Source organism: Streptomyces bluensis, assembly GCF_014650715.1.
In the GTDB taxonomy this organism is placed as follows: Bacteria; Actinomycetota; Actinomycetes; order Streptomycetales; family Streptomycetaceae; genus Streptomyces; species Streptomyces bluensis.
The window spans coordinates 235,608-260,447 of sequence record NZ_BMVM01000008.1 but is presented as its reverse complement, the minus strand read 5'-3'; the positions used below and the strand labels follow the sequence as shown (position 1 = coordinate 260,447).

Sequence of the window (24,840 nt, the reverse complement as noted above, 5' to 3'; positions counted from 1 at the left end):
TCCTGCGGATGGTGCCCGAGGCCGGTGTCGTCCTCCTGCTGCTCACCAAACTGGTGGTCTCGACCAGACCACCGGCCTCTCGCATCCCCGGGCGCACCGGTGGGCCATGGGCCCTACCGCTGTGTCACCCGCACCCGGTGGTTCCCCTCCGGATCGGTCGCCAGGACCTTGACCTCGACTCCCGAGCGTGGATCGCGGAAGGACTCGCCGGGAACGAACGTCGCGTCGGACAGTTCCGCGTGGACGTTGGGGCTGTTGGTGCAGCCGCCGCTGTCGCGCCGGGAGTCGAACACCCGCACCGGCCCGCCGCCCGTGTCGACAGTCGCGTCGACCTTGTAGACGAGGATGCCGGGACGGCACACGACCGCGTCGTTGCCGCCGCGGACCCGCAGCTCGATCGCGTACCCGGAGCGGGAGTCCAGGGGCACGAAGACCAGCTTGGGGCCGCCGCCGGGACGGGGTAGCGGGGTGAGCGTGTACTCGGTGCTGCCGGGCGTGGTCGCGCAGCGCACCTGGCTGTCGTCCAGCCAGCCCAGCTTCCACTTGTGCCAGCCGAGCAGGTCGTTGTCGGCGCCCCAGTCCTCGCTCATGATGTCCCAGTGCCCGACCGCGCCCCCGCCCTCGTGGGTGTAGAGGTCGGGCAGCCCGAAGACGTGGCCGTTCTCGTGCGGGAGCACGCGGTAACCGGTCTCCGCGTACCTGCCGGAGCCGTCGTCCTGGCGGCTGTAGACGAAGGACGCGTTGGCGATGGGGACGCCGTCGGCGACGGGTGCCTCGTGGTTGCCGGCGAAGGTCACCGACAGGACGGTGTCCAGGGCGGAGGGGCCCGCGTTGGGGGTGACCAGCACGTTCACGAGGTCGTACTTGCGGAAGTCCACGCGCGGGTCGGCCTTGGTCACGAGGTCCTCGACCAGTTTGCGGTAGCCGGGGTCGAAGGGGGCACCGCGCTCTATGCCGTACTCCTTGAACGACTTCGGCATGCGCAGCCAGTCGCCGATCGGGGCCTCGGGGCGATAGTCGAGCTTGCCGTACGAACTGGTGGCGAACCACGCGCGGGTCTGCGGGGCGAACTCCGCGAGGCGCTCCAGCGCGCTGCCCTCGCCGGGAGCGTCCGAGAAGTCGATCATCAGGTTGAGGGCACGGACCGTGCCCGTGGACCGGGAGTAGCCGGGTCCGGTCGGGATGCCCTCCGACATCTGTACGGAGGACGGGCCGCTGATCATGCAGGGGCTGAGCGACGCGCGGCGGGCCAGCGAGGTGGAGCCGGCAGCGGTCGTGGGGTCCGGTCTCAGGTGCCCGGCGCCCGCGGACGTGCTGACGGCGAGGGTGAGGGCCGTGACGGAGGCGAGCGCGGCGAGGCGACGCGGGCGGCCTTGAGGGCGTATGCGTCCAGGGCGTATGCGATCGGGCCCCTTGTGATCGGAGCCCTTGCGATCGGGGCCCTTGCGATCAGGGCGTTTGCGCTCAGAACGTATGCGTCCAGGGCGTACGCGCTCAGGGAGTGTGCGACGGGAGCGGAGGTGGCCTGCCTGTTCGGGGGCGGCCTGTTCGAGGTCGGCCTGCTCGAGGTCGGCCTGCTCGGGGTCGGCCTGTTCGTGGTCGGCCTGTATGTGATCGGCCTGTGTGTGACCGGCTGGAGTGCGACGGCCTCTGCGTGGAAGGGCGGAGCGTGCGCGGCGGCTGGTCGGCTGCATGCAGGGACCTTTCGCTCCACGGCAGCCGCGCCGGTCTCGGGCTGCACCCTTCCGATCACCCTGTGTCCGGGGTCGCCCGATCGCGCGTTGGAGCAGGCCGATCGTGTGCTTTCTGACCGGAAGGGGTGTGACGGGGGTCACATGAAATGCGTGGCTGAGGGTGAAATAACCGGGGACGGTTTCCCCGTTTGGTCATGTGTCCGAACGAAACGGGGAAACGCCCCCCGGATCGCGAGAACCTCACCAAGGAGTACGCCGTGCAGACCGCCACCCCCGTAGAGCGCAAGGTGTCCCGCCCGCGGGCCGACGCCCTGCGCAACCGGGAGCGGATCGTCAACGCCGCCCGGGAGATGCTCGTCGAGGGCGGCCCCGAGGTGCCGCTGGACGAGATCGCCCGCCGGGCCGGTGTCGGCAACGCCACGGTGTACCGCAACTTCCCCGACCGGCAGGCACTCGTACGCGAGGTCGTCTGCTCGGTCATGGGCCGTACGGCCGAGGCGGCGGAGCTCGCGCTCGCCGAGACGGGTGACGCGTTCGAGGCGCTGTCCCGCTTCGTGCATGTTTCCGCCGAGGAGCGCATCAGCGCGCTCTGCCCGATGATCTCCGCCGGTTTCGGCGAGCACCACCCGGATCTGGAGGCTGCACGCGAACGGGTCGAGGAACTGGTCGAGGCGCTCATGGAGCGGGCCCGGGCAGCCGGGCAGCTCCGACCGGACGTGGGTGTGGGTGATCTGATGGTCGCGCTCGCCCAGCTCAGCCGTCCTCCGGCCGGCACCGGGTGCCTCAGCGCCGACCGCTTCGTCCACCGCCATCTGCAACTGTTCCTGGACGGACTGCGGGCTCCGGCCCGGTCCGAGCTGCCGGGGGCGTCGGCGACCATGGAGGATCTGCGCCAGACCTGACCGCGACCTACCGGTCCTGACCGATTAGTTCTGGGCGCTGCCGGGGTCACCACTGACCGGGTCACCAAGCACACAGAACCCATAGAGCACACCAAGCACACCAAGCACACCAAGCACGCCAAGCGCGTCTGGTGACCAGTAACACCAAAAACACCTAGCACGCCAAGCTTCCGGCCCTCACTGACGACGACGTCAGCTCCGACGCGCCGGCTCCCTCGCGCGCCTGCCGTTCCACCGCAGGCCTTTCACACACTCCTGCACACCTCCCGCACCTTTTTCCGTTACGACGAAGTCCCGAAGTGGGTACCTCCATGTCTGAAACAGCCCAGGCCGCCGCCGCGAAGCCGGCCCCGGTCCCCGACGAGGGGCGCTGGAAAGCCCTCGTCTTCATCGCGCTCGCGCAGTTGATGGTCGTTCTCGACGCGACCATCGTGAACATCGCCCTCCCGTCCGCCCAGGAGGACCTGGGCATCTCGGACGGCAACCGGCAGTGGGTCGTCACGGCCTACGCCCTCGCCTTCGGCGGTCTGCTCCTCTTCGGTGGCCGCATGGCCGACCTCTGGGGGCGCAAGCGGGCCTTCCTCGTCGGGCTGATCGGCTTCGCCGCGGCGTCCGCGCTCGGTGGCGCCGCCACCAACGGGGCGACGATGTTCGGGGCCCGTGCCCTCCAGGGTGTTTTCGGCGCGCTGCTCGCCCCCGCCGCGCTCTCCCTCCTGGCCGTGATGTTCACCGACGCCAGGGAGCGCGCGAAGGCGTTCGGTATCTACGGTGCGATCGCCGGTGGCGGTGGCGCCGTCGGGCTGATCCTCGGCGGCTTCCTCACCGAGTACCTGGACTGGCGCTGGACGTTCTTCGTCAACATCCCGTTCGCGGCGGCCGCCGCAGCGGGCGCGTACTTCGTCGTCCGTGAGCCCGAGGGCGGCCGCAACCGCTCGTCGCTGGACGTCCCGGGCGTGGTGCTGTCCACCCTGGGTCTGGTGGGCCTCGTCTACGGTTTCACCCGCGCCGAGTCCGACGGCTGGGGCGACTCGCTGACGATCGGCATGTTCGTCGCGTCGGCCGTTCTGCTGCTGGCCTTCGTCGTCGTCGAGTCCCGGGTCAAGGCGCCGCTGCTGCCGCTCCGCGTGATCACCGACCGCAACCGCGGCGGCGTCTACCTCTCGCTCGGCCTCGCGGTCATCGCGATGTTCGGCCTGTTCCTCTTCCTCACCTACTACCTGCAGATCGTGAAGGGGTACTCACCGGTCAGAACCGGCTTCGCCTTCCTGCCGATGATCACGGGCATGATCGTGGGCTCCACGCAGATCGGCACCCGGCTGATGACGCGGGTTCCGCCGCGTGCGCTGATGGCGCCCGGCTTCCTGGTGGCCGCGACCGGCATGCTCCTCCTCACGCGGATGGAGATCGACTCGTCGTACGCGGCCCTGTTGCTCCCGGCCCAGGTGCTGCTCGGCCTCGGCATGGGTACGGCGTTCATGCCGGCCATGTCCCTGGCCACGCAGGGCGTCGAGCCGCGTGACGCGGGTGTCGCGTCCGCGATGGTCAACACCTCGCAGCAGGTGGGCGGCGCGATCGGCACGGCCCTGCTGAACACCATCGCGGCCTCGGCCACCACCGCGTACATCGCGGACCACATCGGGGGAGCCGCCTCCAGGTCCCAGCAGCAGATCGTTCAGCTGCAGGGCATGGTCCACGGCTACACCAACGCGATCTGGTTCGCGGTCGGCATCCTGGCCCTCTCGGCGGCGATAGCCTTCACCTTCGTCACGGCCGGCCGTCCGGGCGTCTCGGTCTCCGGTGCGAACGAGGCCACGGACGACGAACTGAAGGTCCCGGTGGTCGCCCACTGACCCCACCCACACTTCGGGCACACTTCGTCGGCCCGCCCCGGCCCGCCCCGGCCCGCCCCGGCCCGCCCCGGCCCGCCCCGGCCCGCCCCGGACAAGGCCGGGGCGGGCCCAGTGCTTTTCAAGGGCGCGGGGCTCCACCTCAACCCGGGGACTTCACCTCAACCAAGGAAGGTCCGCCCCCGCCTCCTTCGGCTGCAAACCCTCGGCCACGATCTGCATGATCTCGCCGAGGGACTCCCGTTGCTCCGAGGACAACCGGTCGAAGATCGCCTGCCGCACAGCCTGCACGTGCCCGGGCGCGCTCTGCGCCAGCACGTCGTACCCCTGGTCCGTCAGCACCGCGAACTGCCCCCGCTTGTCGTCGGCGCAGTCCTCGCGCCGCACCCAGCCGTTCTTCTCCAGCCGGGCCACCGCATGGGAGAGCCGCGACCGCGTGATCTTCGCGCGCATCGCCAACTCGGTCATCCGCAGCCGCCGCCGCGGCGCCTCGCTGAGCACCACGAGCAGGTGGTAGTAGACGTGCGGCATGCCCGCGTCACGCTGCAACTGCCGGTCGAGATGGTCCTCCAGCAGGGTCGAGGCGTGGACATACGCGCGCCACGTGCGCTGTTCCTCGTCGGTCAGCCAGCGGGGCTCTTCAGCGGGTGCCGTATTCATGTATCTACTGTACGAGGCCCATCCTTGAAACTTGAACAAATAAGGCGTAACCTGTGCAGCGTAGAGCTTGAGCTTTCAAGAATATCTTCAGGTTGAGCGAGGGAGTCGTCGCATGTCCGCCGTCGCCGAAGAGCACCCCGTCGTGACGCGGATGCCGGCCCTCTATCTGAGCCACGGCGCGCCGCCGCTCGCCGACGACCCGGTCTGGCCCGGTGAACTGGCCGCCTGGTCGGCCGGACTGCCGCGCCCCAGGGCGATCCTGATGGTCTCCGCGCACTGGGAGGAGGCCCCGCTGGCGCTCGGCGCCGTCGAGACGATCCCTCTTGTCTACGACTTCTGGGGCTTCCCCGAGCACTACTACCAGGTGACGTACGAGGCCCCCGGCGCGCCCGAGCTCGCCGAGTCCGTCCGCAAGCTGCTGCGCGCCCCCGGCGTGCCCGTGCAGGACATCCCCGACCGCGGCCTGGATCACGGCGCGTACGTCCCGCTGGTCGAGATGTTCCCCGAGGCCGACATCCCGGTGCTCCAGATCTCGATGCCGACGCTCGACCCCGTGCGGCTGATGGAGATCGGCCGCAGGCTGGCGCCCCTGCGCGACGAGGGCGTTCTGATCATCGGCTCCGGCTTCTTCACCCACAACCTCGCGGCCCTGCGGCAGGGAGGCATCCCGTCCTGGTCCGTGGAGTTCGACGACTGGGGTCACCGCGCTCTGGAGAACCGCGACTGGGACGCGCTCCTCGACTTCACCCGCAAGTCCCCTTCCGGCCTGCTGGCCCATCCCCGTACCGAACACTTCGCGCCGCTCTTCGTCACGATGGGCGCGGCCGAGGCCTCCGGCGAGCTGGACGCCCAGAAGTCGGTGATCGACGGATTCTGGATGGGGCTGGCCAAGCGGTCGGTGCAGTTCGGCTGAGGGGGCTGAGGGCGGTCGTTCGGTCTTCGGCCCTGACTCCTACGTCGGTCTTCGGTGCCGACTCCCGCGTCGGTCTTCCGCCCTGACTCCCGCGTCGGTCTTCGGCGCTGACGACGGCGCTGCGCCCGGTCACTCCGGTCACTGACGCATTTCCCCTGATGGGCCGCGGGAGTTGCTTCTACGCTTGACGGCGTGACAGATCCAGGTGGGGCGAACGGCGCGAACAGCGGGGCGGGGAACACCTTCAGCGGCGGCACGGTCCATGGTTCGGCCGTGCAGGCGCACTACGTGGCGTCGCTGGTGCTCAACCAGTACGGCTCGGCCGCACCCTCGGCCGAGACCGAGCCGCCGTCGGCCCACCCCTGGGTGCGGGAGCTCTCGGACTCCCCGCTGTGGGACCGGATCCCGGAGGGCCGGGACGCCACCGCCGCCCGGGACGCGGCCCGCGCCATCACTTCCGTTCTCGCCGAGTTGCACGACGAGGGTGAGCGCGAGCTGACCGGCGACCCGCGCGACCCGTGGTGGGACCGCCCCTTCGCCACCCGCTTCCACGGCGAGACCAGCCAGTTGGTGTGCGCGGAGGGCGCCGCCGACTGGGACTTCCAGCCCGCCGAGGTGCTCCTGCTCACCCTCACGCCGTTCCTGTCCCAGACGCTCTGGGTGCGTACGGCCGCCGCCCGCGCCCACGTCGGCCCCGCGAACCTCCGCCCGACCCGAGCCGCGGGAGACCGGGCGGACTTCGAGAAGTTCTTCGACCGGGGTCACGAACGCCTCGTCCGCCGGGCCACGCTGGACCTGCCCGAACGCCCGGGCGCGGAGTCGGACATCGGGTGGTGGCTGTTCCACCAGTGGATCGACCACGGTCTGCGGGGGACGGAGGACCACTGGACGGCGTACACGGACCTGGTCAAGCGACTTCCCCTGCCGGACGCCTCGTTGACCGCCCTGTTCCACAAACGCCGCGCGGGGCAACTGCTCTACGGGCTGCGGTTGCCGCTGGGGGAGATGTGCCGGCCGGAGCGCCTCGACCGTATCGACTCGGCCGTCTCCGTACCGGGAACCGGCGGCATACCCCAGAAGGTCCGCGTCCGCCGCCTCGCCCTCCTCCTGGCCATCGCCCGCGCCAGGGCGCTGGACATCCCCGCTCTCCCCGACGACCTCGTCGAGAACCTCGGCATCCCGTACCGCGTGGACCTGGCCGAACTGCACGAGACGGTGGCGGGCGCCGCCTGGCACGCCGACAGCGGCCCCATGGTGCTCCAGGCCGCCGACTGCCATCACGAGGCCGTGGTCGAGGCGTTGCGGCGGCATGTGGAGCAGGTCGACGTCCTTCTCTACGACATCCACCGCGCGGCCCGCGGCGACGAACTCCTGGAGCCCCTGCGCGCGCTGCCCCTGCGCGCCTCCGCCGAGGGTGTCGAGGCGGCGCTGGACGACCACGACCGGCCCAAGTTCGAGAGCTACAGCAAGTTCCGTGTGGACGCCCGCCGCGTGCAGGAACTGCTCATGGGTGACCAGCTGTACCGCAGCCCGGGGCTCGCGATCCGCGAGCTCTACCAGAACGCGCTGGACGCCTGCCGCTACCGCAAGGCCCGCACCGACTTCCTGGCGACCAGGCCCGGCGCCTCCCCGGATGACTGGAAGGGGCGGATCCGCTTCGAGCAGGGAGTCGGGCCGGACGGCCGCCCGTACCTGCTGTGCGAGGACAACGGCATCGGCATGGGCGAGTCCGAGCTCAGCCGCGTCTTCGCGCGCGCGGGCACCCGCTTCACCGACCTGACGGACGTACGCAACGAACGGGCGAACTGGGAGGCCGTGGGTATCAACCTCTACCCCGTCAGCCGCTTCGGCATCGGTGTGCTCAGCTACTTCATGATCGCGGATGAGATCGAGGTCGTGACCCGTCGGCTGGGTGAGGACGGGGCAACGTCGGAGCCGTGCTTCAAGGTCGCGATCTACGGGCCCAACCACCTGTTCCGGATCGAGAGGAGCACGGAGCGACGGTATCCGGGGACGACGGTACGGCTGTATCTGCGGAAGGAGGCGCCCTCCTGCGTAACGGAGCTGGTGCGGCTGCTCGGGGTGTCGGACGCCGACGTCGAGGTCGAGCACGGGGCGCGGTCGGCACGGTGGGCGGCGGGGGCCTACCGGCTGAAACCGGGGCCCAGCGGTGACGGCTCGGACAGGCTCACCGCCTCGGGCTGGCAGGTGCCCGGCCCGGTTCCGGAGGGCGCTGTCGCCCCGTCGGTGGTCTGGTGCGAGTCCGGCGGTGGCGTGCTGGTCGACGGCATCCTGACCCGGCCCGAGCAGCGCCGAGGCGTGCTGGCGGAGTCGCAGGGGATGGCGGGTCGCTTCAGGCGTGCGGCCTACCCGGTGCTGCGAGGGGGGCTGGTGAACCTGACCGGGGACCTCGTTCCGAAGCTGTCCGTCGACCGTCTGCAGATCCTCGACGATGTATCGGAAGACGTGGAACGGCTGCTGCGCACGGCAGCGCGCGAACTGGTCACGTCGATGGACGCGCAGGTCACCACCGAGTGGATCTCCTCCGTGGCCGAGACCAGCCCGAAGGTCGCCGACATCGTCACCGAAGCGCTCATGGCGACCGACCTGGAGCTGGAACTGCGGGACGGCAAGTTTTTCAGACCGGCCGAGGTGGGGATTCTGCCCTGGGACTCGGGGATCATCGGCTTTGCCACGCGCGCGGACAACCGTCCCTCCAGAGGCATGCCGGACCACGTACTGCTGTGGCGGCTCCTCGCGCACGGGCAGGCGCAACGGCTCGTCGACCTCGTCCCGGAACTGGGCACGGTGGGTCGCCTCCTCCCCGCCCTGCCGTCGGACTCCGCCTTGCTCGCACCGTCCGGGGAGTGGCTGGAGGCAGGGGACTGGTCCAAGCCCGGTTTCGTGCTGTGGACAGCGGCACGTCTCGGGATGACCCCGCGGCGGATCGCCCTCCGCGCCGCCGCCCTGGGTGCCGACGTGACGGCCCTCGACCACTACCCCGACGACGATCCTGATCCGCTCGATCTCTCGCTCCTCAAGTGGGCTGGGAGGGCCCCGAGGCCGGACGTCTCGGCCCCTTGGCGTTCCACGGATGTCCCCGTTCCGCTGGGCCACTTCCTCGATGCCTATGTGAGACACGGCCTCGGCATCGGGGAGACCGCCGCACGGATGACCCCCTACGGCTTCGACGTCTCTCTGGCCGCCGGCCTTCCGGACCGCCCGGAGAGGACCGACCTCGTCCTGCTGAGCAGGGACGGCGAGGGCGAGGGCAACTGGTGTGCTGCCGAGCGGGAGGTTCCTCCAGGGCATGTGCTCCGGGCCTCGGTCCGCACCGGCCTCCCCGCAGCGGACGTGTGCCGGACACTGAGGGCGTACGGCCTGACGGTCACCGACCTGCCCGAACGGTCGCGCCCCGAGGACCTCCCCCTGCTCAGCACTCGGCTTGACGGTGAGCCTCCTTGGCTTGAGGTCGGCGAGGAGGTGCCCTTCGGGCATGTGCGGCGGGCCGCAGAGGCGTCCGGCCAGGAGGTGGACGACGTGATCGCCGCGCTGAGCGACTACGGACTGCGCCCGAGGACGGCGCCGCACACCGAGCTCTCTGAAGCGGATCGGGAACTCCTCGACGCCCTCGAACTTGAGGACGTCTCGCCGAGTCTGCTCGACAGGCTCGACTTCGTCGACCTGTGGAGCGCGGCCGATGTGCTGGGGTGGTCCCTGGCCACGGTGACGGACCGGCTCCGCGCGCTCGGGGTGGCCGTTCCGCTGGACTTTCCCCAGGAACCGGACGAGCTGGACGATGCCCTGCTGCCCGACCACGAGCTCAAGCTCTGGAGTGAGCGCAAGGTGAGCGGAACGGACGTTTCCCTGGCGGCTCTGCTGGGCACCGCCCGCGAGCTGAGAAGGCCTGTCGAGGAGATCGCGGCCCGCTTGGAGTCGTACGGATTTCGGATCCCCCGCCACGACCACCTCGACCCGGGCGATCTGGCCGACGATCTGATGCTGCTCAGTTATGACCTGGACAGCGCGGCCCCGTGGATGGAGCCCGAAGACCCCGTATCCCTGAGCCAACTGTGTGCTGCCTCCGTGAAACTCGGCATCACCATCCCCGAGGCCGCCGTCCGCTTCCGCCGCCTGGGATTCGACGTCCCCGAAGTCACGGGCACCATCCGCGCCGCCATGGCCAGGCTTCCCCGTGCCCAGGAGGCATAGCAGCCCTGCCTGTGAGCCGCGTCCCGGCAACTTTCGGGCGGCGCGGGTCGTCTTCAGGAGTGGGAGGGGCGGCCAAGGGCGGCACTGATCTGCGCCTCCGTACGTTCCGGCGGCATCCGTTCACGCCTTGTAGTCGGGGCAGGGTACTGCATGATCAGAAAAATTGAGGTGCAGGTTGGGAATTCTGTCCCGATTCCAGTCGTTGTTTCCTTCGGATGCCGGGCACCCGAGGGGGTGACCAGTGTCACAGGACCATCCGCTAGCCCACCATCGCAAGGGAGCACGCATGGCAACCCGTGCCGTCGCCGCCCGTCGTACGTCCGCCTCCGGCGGAGACGACGCGGCACTCAGCGTTCGCGCCTCGGGCGGCGAGATCGCCGACCGCGACCTGGTCGGCATGTACCTCGACGAGATCGCGCGTACGCCGCTGCTGGACGCCGCCAAGGAAGTAGAGCTGTCCCAGACCATCGAGGCGGGTGTGTTCGCGCGGCAGATCCTTGAGGGTGAGGAGGAAGCCAAGGCGGATGCCACCCGAGAGGAGCTTGAGGCCCTGGCCGCCGAGGGAGAGCGTGCGAAGGACGTCTTCATCCGCTCGAACCTCCGGCTGGTCGTGGCCGTGGCCCGGCGTTACCCGCGCAGTGGCCTGCCCCTGCTGGACCTGATCCAGGAGGGCAACGCCGGCCTGGTGCGCGCGGTCGAGAAGTTCGACTACCGCAAGGGCTTCAAGTTCTCGACGTACGCCACATGGTGGATCCGTCAGGCCATCACCCGGTCCATAGCGGACCAGTCGCGGACCATCCGGCTGCCCGTCCACCTCGTCGAGGAGCTGGGCCGCGTCCGCCGTGTGCAGCGCGAGTTCAACCGCGAGCACGGCCGCGACCCGGAGCCCGCGGAGATCGCCGAGGAGCTCGGCTCCACCGCCGAGCGCGTGTCGGACGTGCTGGACTGGGCGCGCGACCCGGTCTCGCTCAACATGTCGGTCGACGACGAGGGTGAGACCCAGTTCGGCGACCTGCTGGAGGACACCTCCGCGGTCTCGCCCGAGCAGTCGGTGCTCACGCTGCTGCGCAGCGAGGGCCTCGACCAGCTGATCGGGCGCCTCGACCAGCGCACGGCCTCCATCATCAAGATGCGGTACGGCATCGAGGACGGCCGCGAGCGCACGCTGACCGAGGTGGGCAAGGAGCACGGCCTCACCCGCGAGCGCATCCGCCAGATCGAGAAGCACGCGCTGCTTGAGCTGAAGAAGCTGGCGCGGGACACGGGGTTCGACGCGGCCGCCTGACGCCATGGCGCGTCAGGCGACACGCGGCCACGGCCACAGCCACGAGGTCGATGACCGCTTGGGCCGGGGCTCGCGCGAGACCCCAGTGCGCCTGAGCGTGGTTGTTGCTGCGCGCACGGACTTGGCCGTGTTCCGCCGCTTCAACCCCGCGCTGCGCGGGCACAAGACTGGCGGGCACAGGACCGACAGGTGGTTCCGGAAACGCCAGGCCCGGGGCGAAGCCCCAGGTCGCTGTACGGAGTCTGTGCACGAAGCCTCTGCACGAACTCTGTGCACGAAGTCTGTGTACGGGGTCTATGGGCGAGGTTGTGTGCCCCGCACGACCTCCGCGCCGCCGTACGACCCCGTCCGCCGGCTGTCGGCCGATACCCGAAAGCCAAGTCCCGACGCACTCCCCCCGGCGCCGGGACTCTCCCCGAGCCGGGCTTCGGCGCCTCCCCCCTGGCGCCGGAGCCCGGCTCCACTTCTCGCCACGCACCGGACGTCAAAGGGCCACCCCGGACCTGAACCCCGGGGTGACCCGAACGGCAGATTGTGCCACAGGGGCGCGCTGCGCCGTAGGGCGACAGGTGGCGTACCTGCACGTCAGAGGACGGGGGTGCGCTCTACGGGCTCGTCACGGGGTCGTCCCGCCCGCCGCCCGCGTCAGCCGCGCCCCCAAATCCCGTACACACCCGAGCAGTTCCGGCGGCTCGTGCACCGTGAACTCGCAGTCGAACAGTGCCAGTCGCACAGCCAGCCACGCCGGGGACGCGTCCGCGGTGCCCCGCAGCCGGCAGCTGTGCTCGTCGACCGGCTCGGGCGAGCCCAGCCACCCCGGCAGCCGCGCCGCGACGAGTTCCGCGGGCGCCGCGAAGGTCACGTCGAACGCGTATGCCTCCTGCCGCCGGTACATCGACTGTCGCAGGTATTCCGCCGCGCTCCCCGTCGGCAGCTCACGCGGCGTGAAGCGCGCGCCCGTCGCGAAGGGGTCACTGACCCGGTCCAAACGGAAGGTGCGCCAGTCGGCGCGGTCGAGGTCGTAGGCGACGAGGTACCAGCGCCGGCCGGTCGACAGCAGCCGGTACGGCTCCGTCAGGCGCCGTGTCCCGGTGCCGTCGCGGGAGCGGTACGCGAACCGCAGCCGCTCCTGCCCGGCCACCGCCGAGGCGATCAGCGTCAGCGTTTCCGGTGCCACGGTCGCCCCGTCACCGCTGGTCAGGGGATCGGTCGCGGCCTGCAGGGTGGAGACCCGACGGCGCAGGCGCGACGGCAGCACCTGCTCCAGCTTGGCGAGCGCCCGTACGGAGGCCTCGTCCACGCCCTCGACCGCGTGTCCCGCCCCGGCGCGCAGCCCGACCGCGATCGCGACCGCCTCCTCGTCGTCCAGGACCAGCGGCGGCATGGCCTTCCCGGCCACCAGCCGGTATCCACCCTCGGCACCCTTGGTCGCCTGCACCGGATAGCCCAGCTCACGCAGCCGGTCGATGTCCCGGCGGACGGTACGACGGGAGACGCCGAGCCGGTCGGCGAGCTCGCCGCCGGGCCATTCCCGCGGGGTCTGGAGGAGGGAGAGGAGCCGGAGGAGGCGGGCCGGGGTGTCGGTCGTCATGCATCACAGCATGCCGTGCGATGAGGACAGAATCCGGCCTAGTACATCCGGTCCCAAGGCAACACTCGGCCTGATGCAACACCCCCCCGTGCCCGGTTGTGTCTGACCCGTGCCCGAACCTGTTTACTTTCTGGAAATCCAGGCGTAGCCTCCTTGCGAATCCACAAGTTCGGGCATCAGCGGGCGGGAAGTCGGAGGCGAACGGACATGTACGCACCGGAGCGGCAGCAGGAGATCCTCCGGCTCGCCCGTGACGGCGGCCGGGTGGACGTGGTCTCGCTGGCGGAGGAGTTCCAGGTCACCGCTGAGACGATCCGGCGCGACCTGAAGGCCCTGGACAGGGCGGGCCTCGTGCGGCGCGTGCACGGTGGCGCGATCCCCGCGGGCCGGCTGGACTTCGAGCCCGACCTCGCCGAGCGCGAGGGCACCGCCGCCGACGAGAAGGACCGTATCGCCCACGCCGCGCTCGCCGAACTGCCGAGCGACGGCACGGTGATCCTCGACGCCGGTACGACGATCGCCCGGCTCGCCGCCGCCATCCCGCTGGAGACCGCGCTCACCGCGGTCACCCACAGCCTCCCCATCGCGGCCCGCCTCGCGGACCACCCCGGCATCCAGCTCCACCTGGTCGGCGGCCGCGTCCGGCACCGTACGCGCGCGGCCGTGGACGCCTGGGCCCTGCGGGCCTACGGCGAGATCCGCGCGGACGTGCTCTTCGTCGCCGCGAACGGCTTCTCCACCGGCCACGGACTGACCACCCCGGACCTCGCCGAGGCCGCCGTGAAGCGCGCGGCGGTGGCCGCCGCCCGCCGCGTGGTGCTGCTCGCGGACTCCTCCAAGCACGGCCAGGAACACTTCGCCCGCTTCGGCGACCTCGGTGACGTGGACCTGCTGATCACCGACAGCGGGCTGAGCCCCGAAGACGCCGACGCCATCGAGCGCGGCGGCACGGAGGTGGTGCGCGCATGATCCTCACCGTCACCCCGAACCCGTCCCTGGACCGCACCTACGAGGTCCCCTCCCTCGACCGCGGCGAGGTCGTCCGGGCCACCGGCGAACGCATGGACCCGGGCGGCAAGGGCGTCAACGTGTCGCGTGCGGTCGCCGCCGCCGGACAGCGCACCGTGGCCGTACTGCCGCTCGGCGGCGCCCCGGGCGCGCTGGTCGCGGACCTGCTCGACGCACAGGGGATCGAGGTCGCACGGGTACCGGTCGCCGGGGCCACACGGTCCAACATCGCGCTCGCCGAGCCCGACGGTGTCCTCACGAAGATCAACGCACCCGGGCCGGAACTCTCCGCGGCCGAGCAGGAGCTGCTCCTGGAGACCGTCCGCGCGCAGTCCGTCGACGCCTCCTGGATCGCCTGCTGCGGCAGCCTCCCGCGCGGGCTCGCACCGTCCTGGTACGCCGCCCTGGTCGCCCGCGCCCATGCGGCGGGCACCCGGATCGCCCTCGACACCTCGGGCCCGGCACTGCTGGCCGCTCTGCGTGAGCGCCCGGACGTCGTGAAGCCCAACGCCGAGGAACTCGCCGAGGCCGTCGGCCGCCCCCTCACCACGGTCGGCGACGCGGTCAAGGCCGCCGAGGAACTGAGGGAGATGGGCGCGGGCGCCGTGCTCGCCAGCCTCGGCGCGGACGGCCAGGTGCTGGTGGGCGCCTCGGGCGCCTGGTTCGGCAGCGCCCGCGTGGATGTCGTACGCAGCAACGTCGGCGCCGGCGACTCGTCCCTGGCCGGCTTCCTGATCGCGGGCGGCGACGGACCTGAGGCCCTCGCCTCGGCGGTGGCCCACGGCGCGGCCGCCGTCCAGCTGCCGGGCAGCGTGATGCCGACGCCGGGGGACCTGGATCCGGCAGCGGTGACGGTGACCGCCGAGGTCCCGGTGGACCGAGAGCTGAGGGAGCCGGTGTCATGACGCCCGTACCCTCGCTACGAGCAGAACTGTCGGCAGAGCTGTCGCCGGGCCCGGGAAGTGGCGGCCTCCCTTTACCCACCACTGCCACGGTTTCCCCTTTTCCCACCACTGCCACGGCTGACGCCGCCCTCACCGTCACCTGCACCCCCACCCCCGTCGCCCCCCACTTGATACGCGTGCGAAGGAGCCCGCGATGAGCGAGATGATCACCGCGGACCTGGTCGACCTCGACCTGTCCGCCGACACCAAGGAAGCGGCGGCCCGCGCGCTCGCCGAACGCATGGTGGCCAAGGGCCGGGTGACCGACCTGGACGGCTTCCTCGCCGACGTGGCCGCTCGCGAGGCGCAGATGCCGACCGGCCTCGACGGCGGCATCGGCATCCCGCACTGCCGCAGCGAGCACGTCACGGAGCCGACCCTCGCCTTCGGGCGCAGCGCGGCGGGTATCGACTTCGGCGCCGCCGACGGGCCCGCCGACCTCATCTTCCTGATCGCCGCCCCGGCCGGCGCGGACGACGCCCACCTCACCATCCTGTCGTCCCTCGCCCGTCAGCTGATGAACGCCGAGTTCACGTCCGCGCTGCGGTCCGTGGACGACGCGGAGCGCGCCGCGGCACTCATCCGGGGCGACGACGACGCCCAGGGCACCGAAGACTCCGCGGCGGCGCCGGCCGGAACGGCCTCCGCCGACGCCGCCGCGGGCAGCACGAACGACGAAAGCGCTGACGACGAAAGCGCTGACGACGAGGGCGCGGGCGACAAGGAGGGCGACCGCAAGGGCGGCAGTGCGGACGCGGCGGGCGCCGAGGGTGTCGCGGGCGCGGAGGGTGCCGTGAGTGCGGAGGGTGCCGTGAGTGCGGCCGGTGCGGACGAGGCCCGTCCGTTCCGTATCGTCGCCGTCACCTCCTGCCCCACCGGCATCGCACACACCTATATGGCCGCCGAGTCGCTGGAGAACGCGGGCCGTGACACCGACGGTGTCGAGGTCGTCGTCGAGACGCAGGGCTCGGCCGGATTCTCCCGGCTCGACCCGGCCGTCATCGCCGCGGCCGACGGCGTGATCTTCGCCCACGACGTCCCGGTACGCGAGAAGGAGCGGTTCGCGGGCAAGCCCACCGTGGATGTCGGTGTGAAGGCGGGTATCAACCGGCCCGCCGAGCTGATCGCCGAGGTCCGCGGCAAGGCCGAGCGCGGCGAAATCACCGCGTCCGCCCGACCCGGCTCGACCCCGGTCGAGCGCGCGGGTGAGCCCGGCGACGGCTACGGCACCAAGCTCCGCAAGTGGCTGATGTCCGGCGTGAGCTACATGGTCCCGTTCGTCGCGGCGGGCGGTCTGCTCATCGCGCTCGGTTTCGCGCTCGGCGGCTACCGGATCAGCGAGGCCAAGCCGGTCATCGAGCACTTCGCCTGGGGGCAGGTCGACAGCTGGGCCGCGCTGCTGTTCCAGATCGGCGGCGTCGCCTTCGGCTTCCTGATCCCCGTCCTCGCGGGTTACATCGCCTACGGGATGGCCGACCGCCCCGGTCTCGTCCCCGGCTTCGTCGGCGGAATGATCGCCTCCAACATCGCCGCCGGCTTCCTCGGCGGTCTGGTCGCCGGTCTGCTGGCCGGTGCGGTGGTCCTCGGCATCCAGCGGATCAGGATCCCGCCGGTGCTGCGCGGCATCATGCCGGTGGTGGTGATACCGCTGGTCTCCTCGATCGTCGTCGGCTTCCTGATGTTCGTCGTGGTGGGCAAGCCCATCGCCGAGGCGCAGAAGGCCATGACCGACTGGCTGGGCGGCCTGTCCGGGACCAACGCGGTCCTGCTCGGCATCCTGCTCGGCCTGATGATGTGCTTCGACCTGGGCGGTCCCGTCAACAAGGTCGCGTACGCCTTCGCCACGGGCGGCATCGCCGTCCAGGACCCGAGCGACTCCGCGATGAAGATCATGGCCGCCGTGATGGCCGCCGGGATGGTCCCGCCGCTGGGCATGGCTCTGGCCACCACGATCCGCAAGAAGCTGTTCACCACCACCGAGCGTGAGAACGGCAAGGCGGCCTGGGTCCTCGGCGCCTCCTTCATCTCCGAGGGCGCGATCCCGTTCGCCGCCGCCGACCCGCTGCGGGTCATCCCGGCCTCCATGGCGGGCGGCGCGGTCACCGGCGCGCTGACCATGGCCTTCGGCTCGACCCTGCGCGCCCCGCACGGCGGCATCTGGGTCACCTTCCTGATCGGCAAGCCGCTCCTGTACCTGCTGGCCATCGCGGTGGGTACGGCGGTCACGGCCGGCCTGGTCATCGTCCTGAAGGGCATGCGGAAGACCCAGCCGGCCACGGTCACCGCAGCGACCCCCGCCACTGGCACGGAAACGAAGCAGCCGGTCGCGGCCTGAACCCGCGACCGGCCCGCACAACGGCCCATGGGACGCACAACGGCCCATGGGACGCACGACGGCCGATCGGACGCACCACCGCAAACGGCGAGCCCATCGACACACGGCGGCCGCAGCCCGTTGGACAGGGGGCTGCGGCCGCCGTGCCTCGTCCGCTTGCTCGCCGCGGTGTGTGTTTGGCGGGTTTACGTCCGCAGTGAGTTTTTCGTGTCGCCTGCGAGATGCGTCACGGTCCGGGCCAAAAAGCCCGGACCGTGGTGTCTACTGGGAGGCATGCCTGAGCCCGTGTCGATCCTCCAGCTGCTGGGCGTGACCGCCCTCACCGTGGCGGCGGTCATCTGGGTCGCCATGCTGGTCTGCGTCATGCGCCGCGACCTTCCCGTGCACCGCCGGCAGTTCGCCGCCCTGACCCGTCGTGGCAGGACCCTGCGGGTCCTGCCCTACCAGCGGCACTCCGCCCCCTACATCGAGCAGGTCGAACTGACCCCGGCGGAACGCGACGCCTTCGCCGTCCTCGTACGACGGCTCAGCGACGGCCGCCCCTGACTGCCCTGTGACCGGCTGTCTGCCCTGCGGTCGGCCGGCCGCCCCGGGGCCCAGGCATGGTCATCTGCGGGGGTCGTCATCTGCGGTCGTCACCACCGCTCGCCGCTGGCCGCCCGCCGGTCCATCGCGTCCCGCGCCGCGTCCTCCGTCGCATAGACCTCGCACATGTGACGCCCGTCCGGCGTCGCCGTGTGCTCGACCTCCCACAGGGAGACCTCCCGGCCGTCGGTGAGCAGGAACGCGTGCTCGTACAACGAGAAGTTCGGCCCCACACGTCCCGTGCGGCCGGTGCGGCCGAACGCCTGGGTGATCTCGTGGGCGAACGCCGTCCGCAGCAGCAGCGTGGCGAGCTCGTCACCCGGCGGGTCCGGGTTCTCGGCGCGTCGCAGCAGCCGCCGGGCGTGGTCCGCTGAGTCGTCCGTCACATACTCGTGGCGGGGCTCGGGGACCGGCGCCAGCTCCACCGTCACGGGCAGCTCGAACTCAGGCGTGACCGACGGCAGCGGCAGCCGCGTCGTGGCGGCCCACAGCTCCTCCTCGTCCACGTACACCTCGTGCTGCACGTCGCTGCCCGGTGCCGTGTTGTGCACCAGCTCCCACAGCGTGAGCGCGCAGCCGTCGGCCAGCAGCCACGTGTGCCGGTACGTCGCCCGGTGCAGTCCCGCGCTGTAGTGCGCCGAGTGCAGCGAACTGTCGTGCGCGAGCGCGCAGTCGAGCCGCCGTATGGTCTCGTCGGGCAGCTCGAAGGAGTTCAGGGCGCGACCGAGGAGTCGCGCGAGGTGCTCCTCCGGAGACTCCGGCGACTCGGGTGGCTCGTACGCTGCCGTCTCGTACGGAACGCTCAAGGCTTCTCCCGGCGTTGCTGCATGTCACCTTGTGGGTGCATACCGTAGCCCCTCGGTCGGACATCATGTCCGGGAACCGAGAAAACGTACGTCCTGAAAACGCGAGGGCCGCGCGGATGGTTCCCGCGCGGCCCGCCTGTTTTGCCGAAGATCTTGGCGTCGTGTCACCAAAGAGCGCCTGTCATGGCCGAGTTGGCCGAGGTGGCCGAGTCGGCCTTGACGTCACCTGCCGTGGCACGGCTCAGAGGGCGCTGCCCGCCGTCCAGGCGCTCCACGACATGTTCCAGCCGTTGAGGCCGTTGTCGGGGGCGACCGTCTTGTCGGGGGAGTTCTTGACCGTCACGACGTCGCCGATGAGCGTGTTGTCGTAGAACCACTTGGCGGGGGTGGCGCCCTGGGCGCCCTGCACGTCCTGGAGCCCGACACAGCCATGGCTGGTGCCCTGCCTGCCGAAGGGCGGGTTGCCCTTGGAGTACCAGTAGTTGCCGTGGATGAAGGTGCCCGACGTCGTCAGCCGCATCGCGTGCGGCACATCCGGGATGTCGTACTCGCCGCCGAAGCCGACCGTCGATCCGTTCATCCGCGTCTGCACGAACTTCTCCGAGACCACCATCTGCCCGTTGTACGTGGTGTTCTGTGGGCTGCCCGCGGAGATCGGGATCGTCCTGATCGTCTTCCCGTCACGTACGACCGTCATGGTCTGCGTGGTGGCGTCGACGGTGGAGACCTGGGACCGCCCGACGGTGAAGCGGACCGTCTTGTCCTGTACGCCGTGGATGCCCTTGGCGCCCTCCACCCCGTCCAGGTCGATCTTCATCGTGACCTCGGAGCCGGCCTTCCAGTACTCCTCGGGCCGGAAGTCGAGCCGCTGCGCCCCGAACCAGTGCCCGACCACCTTCTGCCCGCTGCTCGACGACACCGTGATGCCCGACTGCACGGCCTTCCTGTCGCTGATCGCCTTGTCGAACGTGAACGACACCGGCATCCCCACACCGACCGTGCTCCCGTCGTCCGGCGTGTACGTCCCGATGAAACTGTTGGCCGAAGTGACGGTGGTGAAGATCGAGTTGGCGGCGGACGTGCGCCCGTCGGCGTTCTTCGCGACGGCCGAGATCTGGTACTTCGTGCCCCGCTCCAACTGCTCCTTCGGCTTCCACGCCTCGCCGTCCGCGGACAGCGCGCCGGGCACGGCCTGCTCCGTCCCCGCCACCGTCATCTTCACCTCGGTCAGCTCGCCGCCGCTGACCTTCACACCGGTCGCGTTGATGGACGCACCCGTCGAGCCGTCCTTGGCCGAGATCGTGATCCTCGCCGGGGAGTTCTCGGCGGGGCTCTTGTCGTTGTCGGCCTTGGCGCTGCCACCGCAGGCGGTGAGCGTCAGGGAACCGACCACCAGGACGGCCCAGGCCCCCAGCGTGCGTCGCGCCATCTTGTCCGGCGATGTCACGGGCTGCTCCATATTCTCGCTTCGTACGTGATCCGCTTCAGTACGAGGAGAAAGAGCGCGCCGGGCTCAGCGGGGTTCCGGCGGTCCCACCGCTGCAGCCGTCACGTGACAGAACCTGGACAATCGCCCTACGAGGCCGGGCACCTCCGGACTCCTCCCTCTGGGCTCCTCCCTCCACGTCCCCTTCAGGGCCGCTCGCGCCCATGTCACATTCGTCGGCCCCCGCTCCGTCCCCGTGGGTGTACTGGCACGCCACGACAAGGAGCCTGTTCATGAACGCGCTGCTGTGGACCGCGCAGATCCTGCTCGCCGTGATCTTCCTCCTCTCGGGGACGCTCAAGGCAACCCTGCCCAAGGAGCGCCTGCTCGCCACCGGGCAGAGCGGGGTCGCACCCTTCCCTCCGTCCGTGATCAAGCTGACGGCCTGGGCGGAACTGGCCGCCGTCCTCGGTCTGGTCCTGCCACAGCTCACCGGCATCGCCCCCACCCTCACCGTGGTCGCCGCCGCCGGTCTGACGCTCGTCATGACCGGTGCGCTGATCAGCCACTCGACCCTGCTGCGAGCCGATCTCCGGGCGGGCCGCCGTCTCCACGAGTCCATCGAGTCGGTCGCCGTCCTCACCAATCTCGCACTCCTCGGCCTGTGCGTTCTTGTCGTCGCAGGCCGCTCCTGACCAAACCCACGCCCGGCGCGCCGCGGGGACGACCCTCAGTTCCCGTACAACTCCCCGTACGCCGGCCACACCCCGCCCGGCCCCTCCACCGACCCGGCCGCACGCACCGCTCGGACGATCGCCCGCGTCACCATGTCCGCGCCCGCCGCGAGCACCTCGTTCAGGGCGAGAGGGTTGTCCGGGGCCAGGGGGCGGGCGGCGGTGGCCAGGGTGAAGACCGTGTCACCGTCGTTGAGGAGGTGCACCGGGCGTACGGCGCGGGCGATGCCGTCGTGCGCCGTGCCCGCCAGCTTCTGCGCCTGGGCGCGGGTGAGATCGGCGTCGGTGGCGACGACGGCGAGGGTCGTGTTCAGCGGGGGCACCGTGTTCTTTGCGGTGGCCTCCGCGAGCCGCTGCCGCGCCGCCTCGTGCACCTCGGCCGCCGGGCACGCCGGACCACCGCCTCCCTGGAAGAACTCCCCGTACAGCACTCCCGTCTCCGGATCCATCACCGAGCCCACCGCGTTGGCCACCACCAGAGCGGCCACCGTGATACCCGAGCCGAGCACGACGCTCGCGGTGCCGACGCCGCCCTTCAGCTGCCCGACCGCCGCCCCGGTACCGGCACCCACGCAGCCCACCTCGACCGGTGCGCCCGGCTCGCTCGCGGCGGCCGCCTCCACCGCGGCCCGTCCCGTCGCCGCGTCCGGCCTGGCCCGGAAGTCGCCGCCACGGCCCAGGTCGAAGACACAGGCCGCCGGTACGACGGGCACGACGCGTGCCGGATCGAGACCCACTCGCACCCCACGTCCCCGCTCCTCCAGCCAGGCCATCACCCCCGAGGCCGAGTCCAGCCCGTAGGCGCTGCCCCCGGTCAGCACGACCGCCTCGATCTTCTGCACCACGTTCCGCGGATCGAGCGCGTCCGTCTCCTTGGTCCCCGGCCCCCCGCCGCGTACGTCCACGGCCGCGACCGCTCCGCCCTCCGGGGCGAGCACGACCGTCGTCCCGGTGAGCCAGCCGTCACCGATCCGGGTGGCGTGCCCGACCCGCAGCCCCACGACATCTGTCAAAGCGTCAACTGTCATGGGACCCAGTGTGATCCGGCGCGGCCCGTCCCGCCTCATCCCACCTATGCCGCCGCTCTCTCCTCTCTCGCCACCATTCGCGCCGTCAGCGTCACCCCCGCGACCACGGCCAGTGCCGTCACGATGCCCGTCGTGAACACCGCCCAGTCCCCCAGGAACGTGCAGGCGATCACCGCCAGCGCGGTGGTGGGCAACACGGCCTGCTGGGCGATCCCCACCTTGAAGTGGCGCGCGTGCAACGCCCATACGGTCAGGAGGTACAGCGCGGTCGGCAACGTCACCGAGGCCGACGCGACGAGCGTCGAGATGTGCGCCTTGCCGACCGACTGCTCCACCGCGACCTCCAGTCCGGCACCGATCGCGGCCGCCGACGCGAAGATCAGGTAGTGCCCGTACCCCCAGAGGAAGCTGTCCCTGTTCGAGCGCAACCGCCCGTGGATCGGCACGACGAAGTAGATCCACCACGCTGAGAACACGGTCAGCAGCCCGCCCGCCGCGATCGGCAGCAGCTCACCCAGCGCGTTGCTCTCCTCCACACCCGACTTCACGGCGACCGTGGCCGCGGCGATCGTCTCGCCGAGCACGATGATCGTGAACAGGCCGTACCGCTCGGCGATGTGGTGCGGATGCCACGCCGTGGCACAGGCCTTCTCCGCGTACACCGGCACGCACATCTCCGCCGGCACCATCACCAGGTACACCCAGGGACGGGCCTGCTCCGGGAAGAAGAGGAGCCCCGTCCAGCCGATCTGGCACAGCGCCACACCGCCCGCGTACCGCAGCGCCATGGTTCTCTCGGCACCCCGGGCCGACCGCGCCACCCGCAGCCACTGGGCCGCCATCGCCAACCGCATGATCACGTAGCCGATCCAGACGACCAGGAAATCGTGGTTCTCGAACGCCCGGGAGACCCCGGCCGCGAGCACCAGCACACCGGCGATCTGGACCAGCGTCACGATCCGGTACAGCACGTCGTCGTTGTCGTACGCCGAGGCGAACCAGGTGAAGTTCATCCAAGCCCACCAGATCGCGAAGAAGACCATCGCGTAGTCGAGGACGCCCTCGCCCACGTGGTTCTCCGCCACCACATGGACCAACTGGAGGCCCGCCTGGGCGACCGCCACGACGAAGCACAGGTCGAAGAAGAGCTCAAGCGGTGACGCGACCCGGTGCTCCTCGTCGCGCCCCCGCGCGACCAGCCGCCGCACGGGACCGCGGCCGGAGGCGTGAGCGGAGTCCGAAGCCGAACGGGCAGAACGGGATGTCATGGGACACAGCACACCAGAAAACCCACGGAGCTTCTCCGAGCCGAGCGCACCGGCGGGCGAGCCCTCATGGACCCCTGCCCTTCCGTGGTGCCCGGATCTCGCCCGCCTGCGGGGCCGTACTCTGGGGGGCATGAGTACCGCTTCCGTCCCCGAACCGCCCGAGCAGACGAAGGCCGCGCTGGTCTTCGACGACCCGCTCGACCAGCAGTCGTCGGACGACACGGACCGTGGGTGGGGCGAGCGTCCCGCGGACGGCGACAGCGTCGCCGACCTGAAGCGCTTCCTCGACGAGAAGCCGCCCCACCACGTCTGAGGACGCCGCAGACGGTCCGTGAACCGCGGGTCCGTGAACCGCGCTACTCGCGGCGGTGTGCTGAGGCCCGCTGGGCGACCAGGGCGTCGCGTATCTCCTTCAGAACCTCCAGCTCGGTCACCTCGATGACCTCCTGCGCGCCCTCCTTGGCCTTCCGCCGGGCCTCCAGCCGTGACAGGTACTTGGCCATCGGCAGCACCATCAGGAAGTAGACGACGGCCGCCGTGATGACGAAGCTGAGGGTCGCTCCCAGGACGGAGCCCCACAGGATGCGGATGCCCGTCGCGGTGTCGCCGCTGCCCGTGCAGGGGTCCTTGAGACAGTAGGTGTAGTGGTCGAGGTTCTTGGTTCCGACCGCTCCCACCAAGGGGTTGACGACGCCCTTCACCACCGAGTTCACGATATTGGTGAAAGCCGCGCCGATGACCACGGCCACCGCCAGGTCGACGACGTTCCCCCGCATCAGGAAGGCCTTGAAGCCCTCCCAGATGCCCGGCTCCTTCTTCTCGCTCACCGCGACGCCTTTCCGTGCAAGTCGTGGAACAAATGACTCCGCAACTTACGGCACGGCGTCCGGGCCCTGTCCAGTCGCACCTGTCGAACGAGAGGCGTGACCGGCGCTCGGCGCTGCCCCTGGTCAAGGCCGGCACAGGGTCACCGCCAGCCGTGAGGTCGCGCCCGCGCCCGCCAGTCGTGCCGCCGTGGCCCGGGGCACGGTGAGGACCACCAGCGCCCCGCTCTCGGTGGCGCTCGCCGCCGGCACCCTCGTCACCCGGGCCCCGCGCGCGACCACCCGGGCGCCGCCCCCGTCCGTCGACGACTCCTCGGCCGCGATCACGTCGACCCGGTCGCCGGGCCGCAGCAGCCGCACCGTCGCACCGTCGGCGATGCGCACCGGTGCCGCCACCCTCTCGACGGACCGCCCCCGCTCCGGCACGGCCTCGACCATCGGATGCCCGCGGGCCCGCTGGCCGTCCCGGGCCGGCTCCGCCTCCCGCGGGCCCGCCGCCACCAGCGCCGCCGCGGTCACGGCCAGCCCGGCGGCCACGGCCCGCCTCCGGCACCGTACGAACCGCCGCAACTGGTAGCGGGCACCGCCCACCCGCAACGGGGCGAAGTGCGGAACCTCGCAGGTCGGGGGAGCGCCGGAGCCGAGCGGGCCGCCCAGGGACGTGGACGTGCACCTCGATGCGGACGCGGACGCGGACGATGACGACGGTGAGGACGTGGACGAAGTCAGGGAAGGGAACGGAAGGGACATGAGGCCACCACCTGCTGCGTGAGATCGG

The 24,840-nt window shown here is 70.8% G+C and carries 20 protein-coding genes; 11 read left to right on the top strand and 9 right to left on the bottom strand.

Annotated elements, in window-relative coordinates; all coding sequences use genetic code 11:
• Positions 1–113: 113 nt before the first annotated feature.
• Positions 114–1,400 carry a M6 family metalloprotease domain-containing protein gene (locus tag IE262_RS21470; protein ID WP_373305097.1) on the bottom strand — a complete coding sequence of 429 codons (1,287 nt, stop codon included), beginning with the start codon at positions 1,398–1,400 and terminating at the stop codon, positions 114–116.
• A gap of 551 nt (positions 1,401–1,951) precedes the next feature.
• Here IE262_RS21470 and IE262_RS21465 point away from each other — a divergent pair.
• Complete coding sequence (locus tag IE262_RS21465; RefSeq protein WP_134038788.1) at positions 1,952–2,596, top strand: TetR/AcrR family transcriptional regulator; 645 nt, start codon at positions 1,952–1,954, stop codon at positions 2,594–2,596.
• Positions 2,597–2,907: 311 nt separating this feature from the next.
• Entirely contained in the window at positions 2,908–4,446 is a 1,539-nt protein-coding gene (locus IE262_RS21460; protein ID WP_134038789.1) for an MFS transporter, read from the top strand.
• Between the two features lie 153 nt (positions 4,447–4,599).
• Here IE262_RS21460 and IE262_RS21455 read toward each other — a convergent pair whose 3' ends face one another.
• The gene (locus tag IE262_RS21455) at positions 4,600–5,103 is read right to left on the bottom strand and encodes a MarR family winged helix-turn-helix transcriptional regulator (protein ID WP_134038790.1); all 504 of its coding nucleotides are present in this window, start codon (positions 5,101–5,103) and stop codon (positions 4,600–4,602) included.
• Positions 5,104–5,215: 112 nt separating this feature from the next.
• Here IE262_RS21455 and IE262_RS21450 point away from each other — a divergent pair, with 112 nt between their 5' ends.
• From IE262_RS21450 to IE262_RS21440, 3 genes are all read left to right on the top strand, one after another.
• Positions 5,216–6,016, top strand: a complete 801-nt coding sequence (locus IE262_RS21450; RefSeq protein ID WP_189875702.1) for a dioxygenase family protein — start codon at positions 5,216–5,218, stop codon at positions 6,014–6,016.
• Positions 6,017–6,208: 192 nt separating this feature from the next.
• Positions 6,209–10,228: a wHTH domain-containing protein gene (locus IE262_RS21445; protein ID WP_189875700.1), complete on the top strand. Its 4,020-nt coding sequence runs from the start codon at positions 6,209–6,211 to the stop codon at positions 10,226–10,228.
• Between the two features lie 286 nt (positions 10,229–10,514).
• Positions 10,515–11,513: a sigma-70 family RNA polymerase sigma factor gene (locus IE262_RS21440; RefSeq protein WP_134038794.1), complete on the top strand. Its 999-nt coding sequence runs from the start codon at positions 10,515–10,517 to the stop codon at positions 11,511–11,513.
• A gap of 616 nt (positions 11,514–12,129) precedes the next feature.
• On the opposite strand, the gene IE262_RS21435 is transcribed toward IE262_RS21440, so the two are convergent.
• Complete coding sequence (locus IE262_RS21435; protein ID WP_189875698.1) at positions 12,130–13,104, bottom strand: helix-turn-helix transcriptional regulator; 975 nt, start codon at positions 13,102–13,104, stop codon at positions 12,130–12,132.
• 207 nt (positions 13,105–13,311) lie between these two features.
• On the opposite strand from IE262_RS21435, the gene IE262_RS21430 reads away from it, so the two are divergent.
• The 4 genes from IE262_RS21430 (at position 13,312) to IE262_RS21415 (ending at position 17,937) form a co-directional block, all read left to right on the top strand.
• Positions 13,312–14,073 (top strand): DeoR/GlpR family DNA-binding transcription regulator, encoded by a 762-nt coding sequence (locus tag IE262_RS21430; RefSeq protein WP_134038796.1) that lies wholly within the window; start codon positions 13,312–13,314, stop codon positions 14,071–14,073.
• The gene (gene pfkB, locus IE262_RS21425) at positions 14,070–15,017 is read left to right on the top strand and encodes a 1-phosphofructokinase (protein ID WP_189875695.1); all 948 of its coding nucleotides are present in this window, start codon (positions 14,070–14,072) and stop codon (positions 15,015–15,017) included. Before IE262_RS21430 ends, pfkB begins: the two co-directional genes overlap by 4 nt.
• 193 nt (positions 15,018–15,210) lie before the next feature.
• Positions 15,211–17,391: a PTS fructose transporter subunit IIABC gene (locus tag IE262_RS21420; RefSeq protein ID WP_189875693.1), complete on the top strand. Its 2,181-nt coding sequence runs from the start codon at positions 15,211–15,213 to the stop codon at positions 17,389–17,391.
• A gap of 273 nt (positions 17,392–17,664) precedes the next feature.
• Positions 17,665–17,937 carry a hypothetical protein gene (locus IE262_RS21415; protein WP_134038799.1) on the top strand — a complete coding sequence of 91 codons (273 nt, stop codon included), beginning with the start codon at positions 17,665–17,667 and terminating at the stop codon, positions 17,935–17,937.
• Positions 17,938–18,026: 89 nt separating this feature from the next.
• On the opposite strand, the gene IE262_RS21410 is transcribed toward IE262_RS21415, so the two are convergent.
• A complete protein-coding gene (locus IE262_RS21410; RefSeq protein WP_134038800.1) occupies positions 18,027–18,782 on the bottom strand; it encodes a DUF6227 family protein in 756 nt (251 codons plus the stop codon).
• Positions 18,783–19,023: 241 nt separating this feature from the next.
• Entirely contained in the window at positions 19,024–20,211 is a 1,188-nt protein-coding gene (locus tag IE262_RS21405) for a L,D-transpeptidase (protein WP_373305096.1), read from the bottom strand.
• Positions 20,212–20,501: 290 nt separating this feature from the next.
• Here IE262_RS21405 and IE262_RS21400 point away from each other — a divergent pair, with 290 nt between their 5' ends.
• On the top strand, positions 20,502–20,903 hold the full coding sequence (locus IE262_RS21400; RefSeq protein WP_134038801.1) for a DoxX family protein: 402 nt from the start codon (positions 20,502–20,504) through the stop codon (positions 20,901–20,903).
• 35 nt (positions 20,904–20,938) lie between these two features.
• Here IE262_RS21400 and IE262_RS21395 read toward each other — a convergent pair whose 3' ends face one another.
• Both IE262_RS21395 and IE262_RS21390 read right to left on the bottom strand, forming a co-directional pair.
• Complete coding sequence (locus IE262_RS21395; protein WP_189875689.1) at positions 20,939–21,970, bottom strand: P1 family peptidase; 1,032 nt, start codon at positions 21,968–21,970, stop codon at positions 20,939–20,941.
• 44 nt (positions 21,971–22,014) lie between these two features.
• Positions 22,015–23,238 carry a low temperature requirement protein A gene (locus tag IE262_RS21390; protein ID WP_189875687.1) on the bottom strand — a complete coding sequence of 408 codons (1,224 nt, stop codon included), beginning with the start codon at positions 23,236–23,238 and terminating at the stop codon, positions 22,015–22,017.
• A 130-nt stretch (positions 23,239–23,368) separates the two neighbouring features.
• On the opposite strand from IE262_RS21390, the gene IE262_RS21385 reads away from it, so the two are divergent.
• A complete protein-coding gene (locus IE262_RS21385; RefSeq protein WP_134038804.1) occupies positions 23,369–23,551 on the top strand; it encodes a hypothetical protein in 183 nt (60 codons plus the stop codon).
• A 43-nt stretch (positions 23,552–23,594) separates the two neighbouring features.
• Here the strand turns inward: IE262_RS21385 and mscL are convergent, their stop codons facing one another.
• Both mscL and IE262_RS21375 read right to left on the bottom strand, forming a co-directional pair.
• Positions 23,595–24,065, bottom strand: a complete 471-nt coding sequence (gene mscL, locus IE262_RS21380; RefSeq protein WP_189875685.1) for a large conductance mechanosensitive channel protein MscL — start codon at positions 24,063–24,065, stop codon at positions 23,595–23,597.
• 123 nt (positions 24,066–24,188) lie between these two features.
• Entirely contained in the window at positions 24,189–24,812 is a 624-nt protein-coding gene (locus IE262_RS21375; protein WP_189875683.1) for a CpaB family protein, read from the bottom strand.
• Positions 24,813–24,840: the final 28 nt, after the last annotated feature.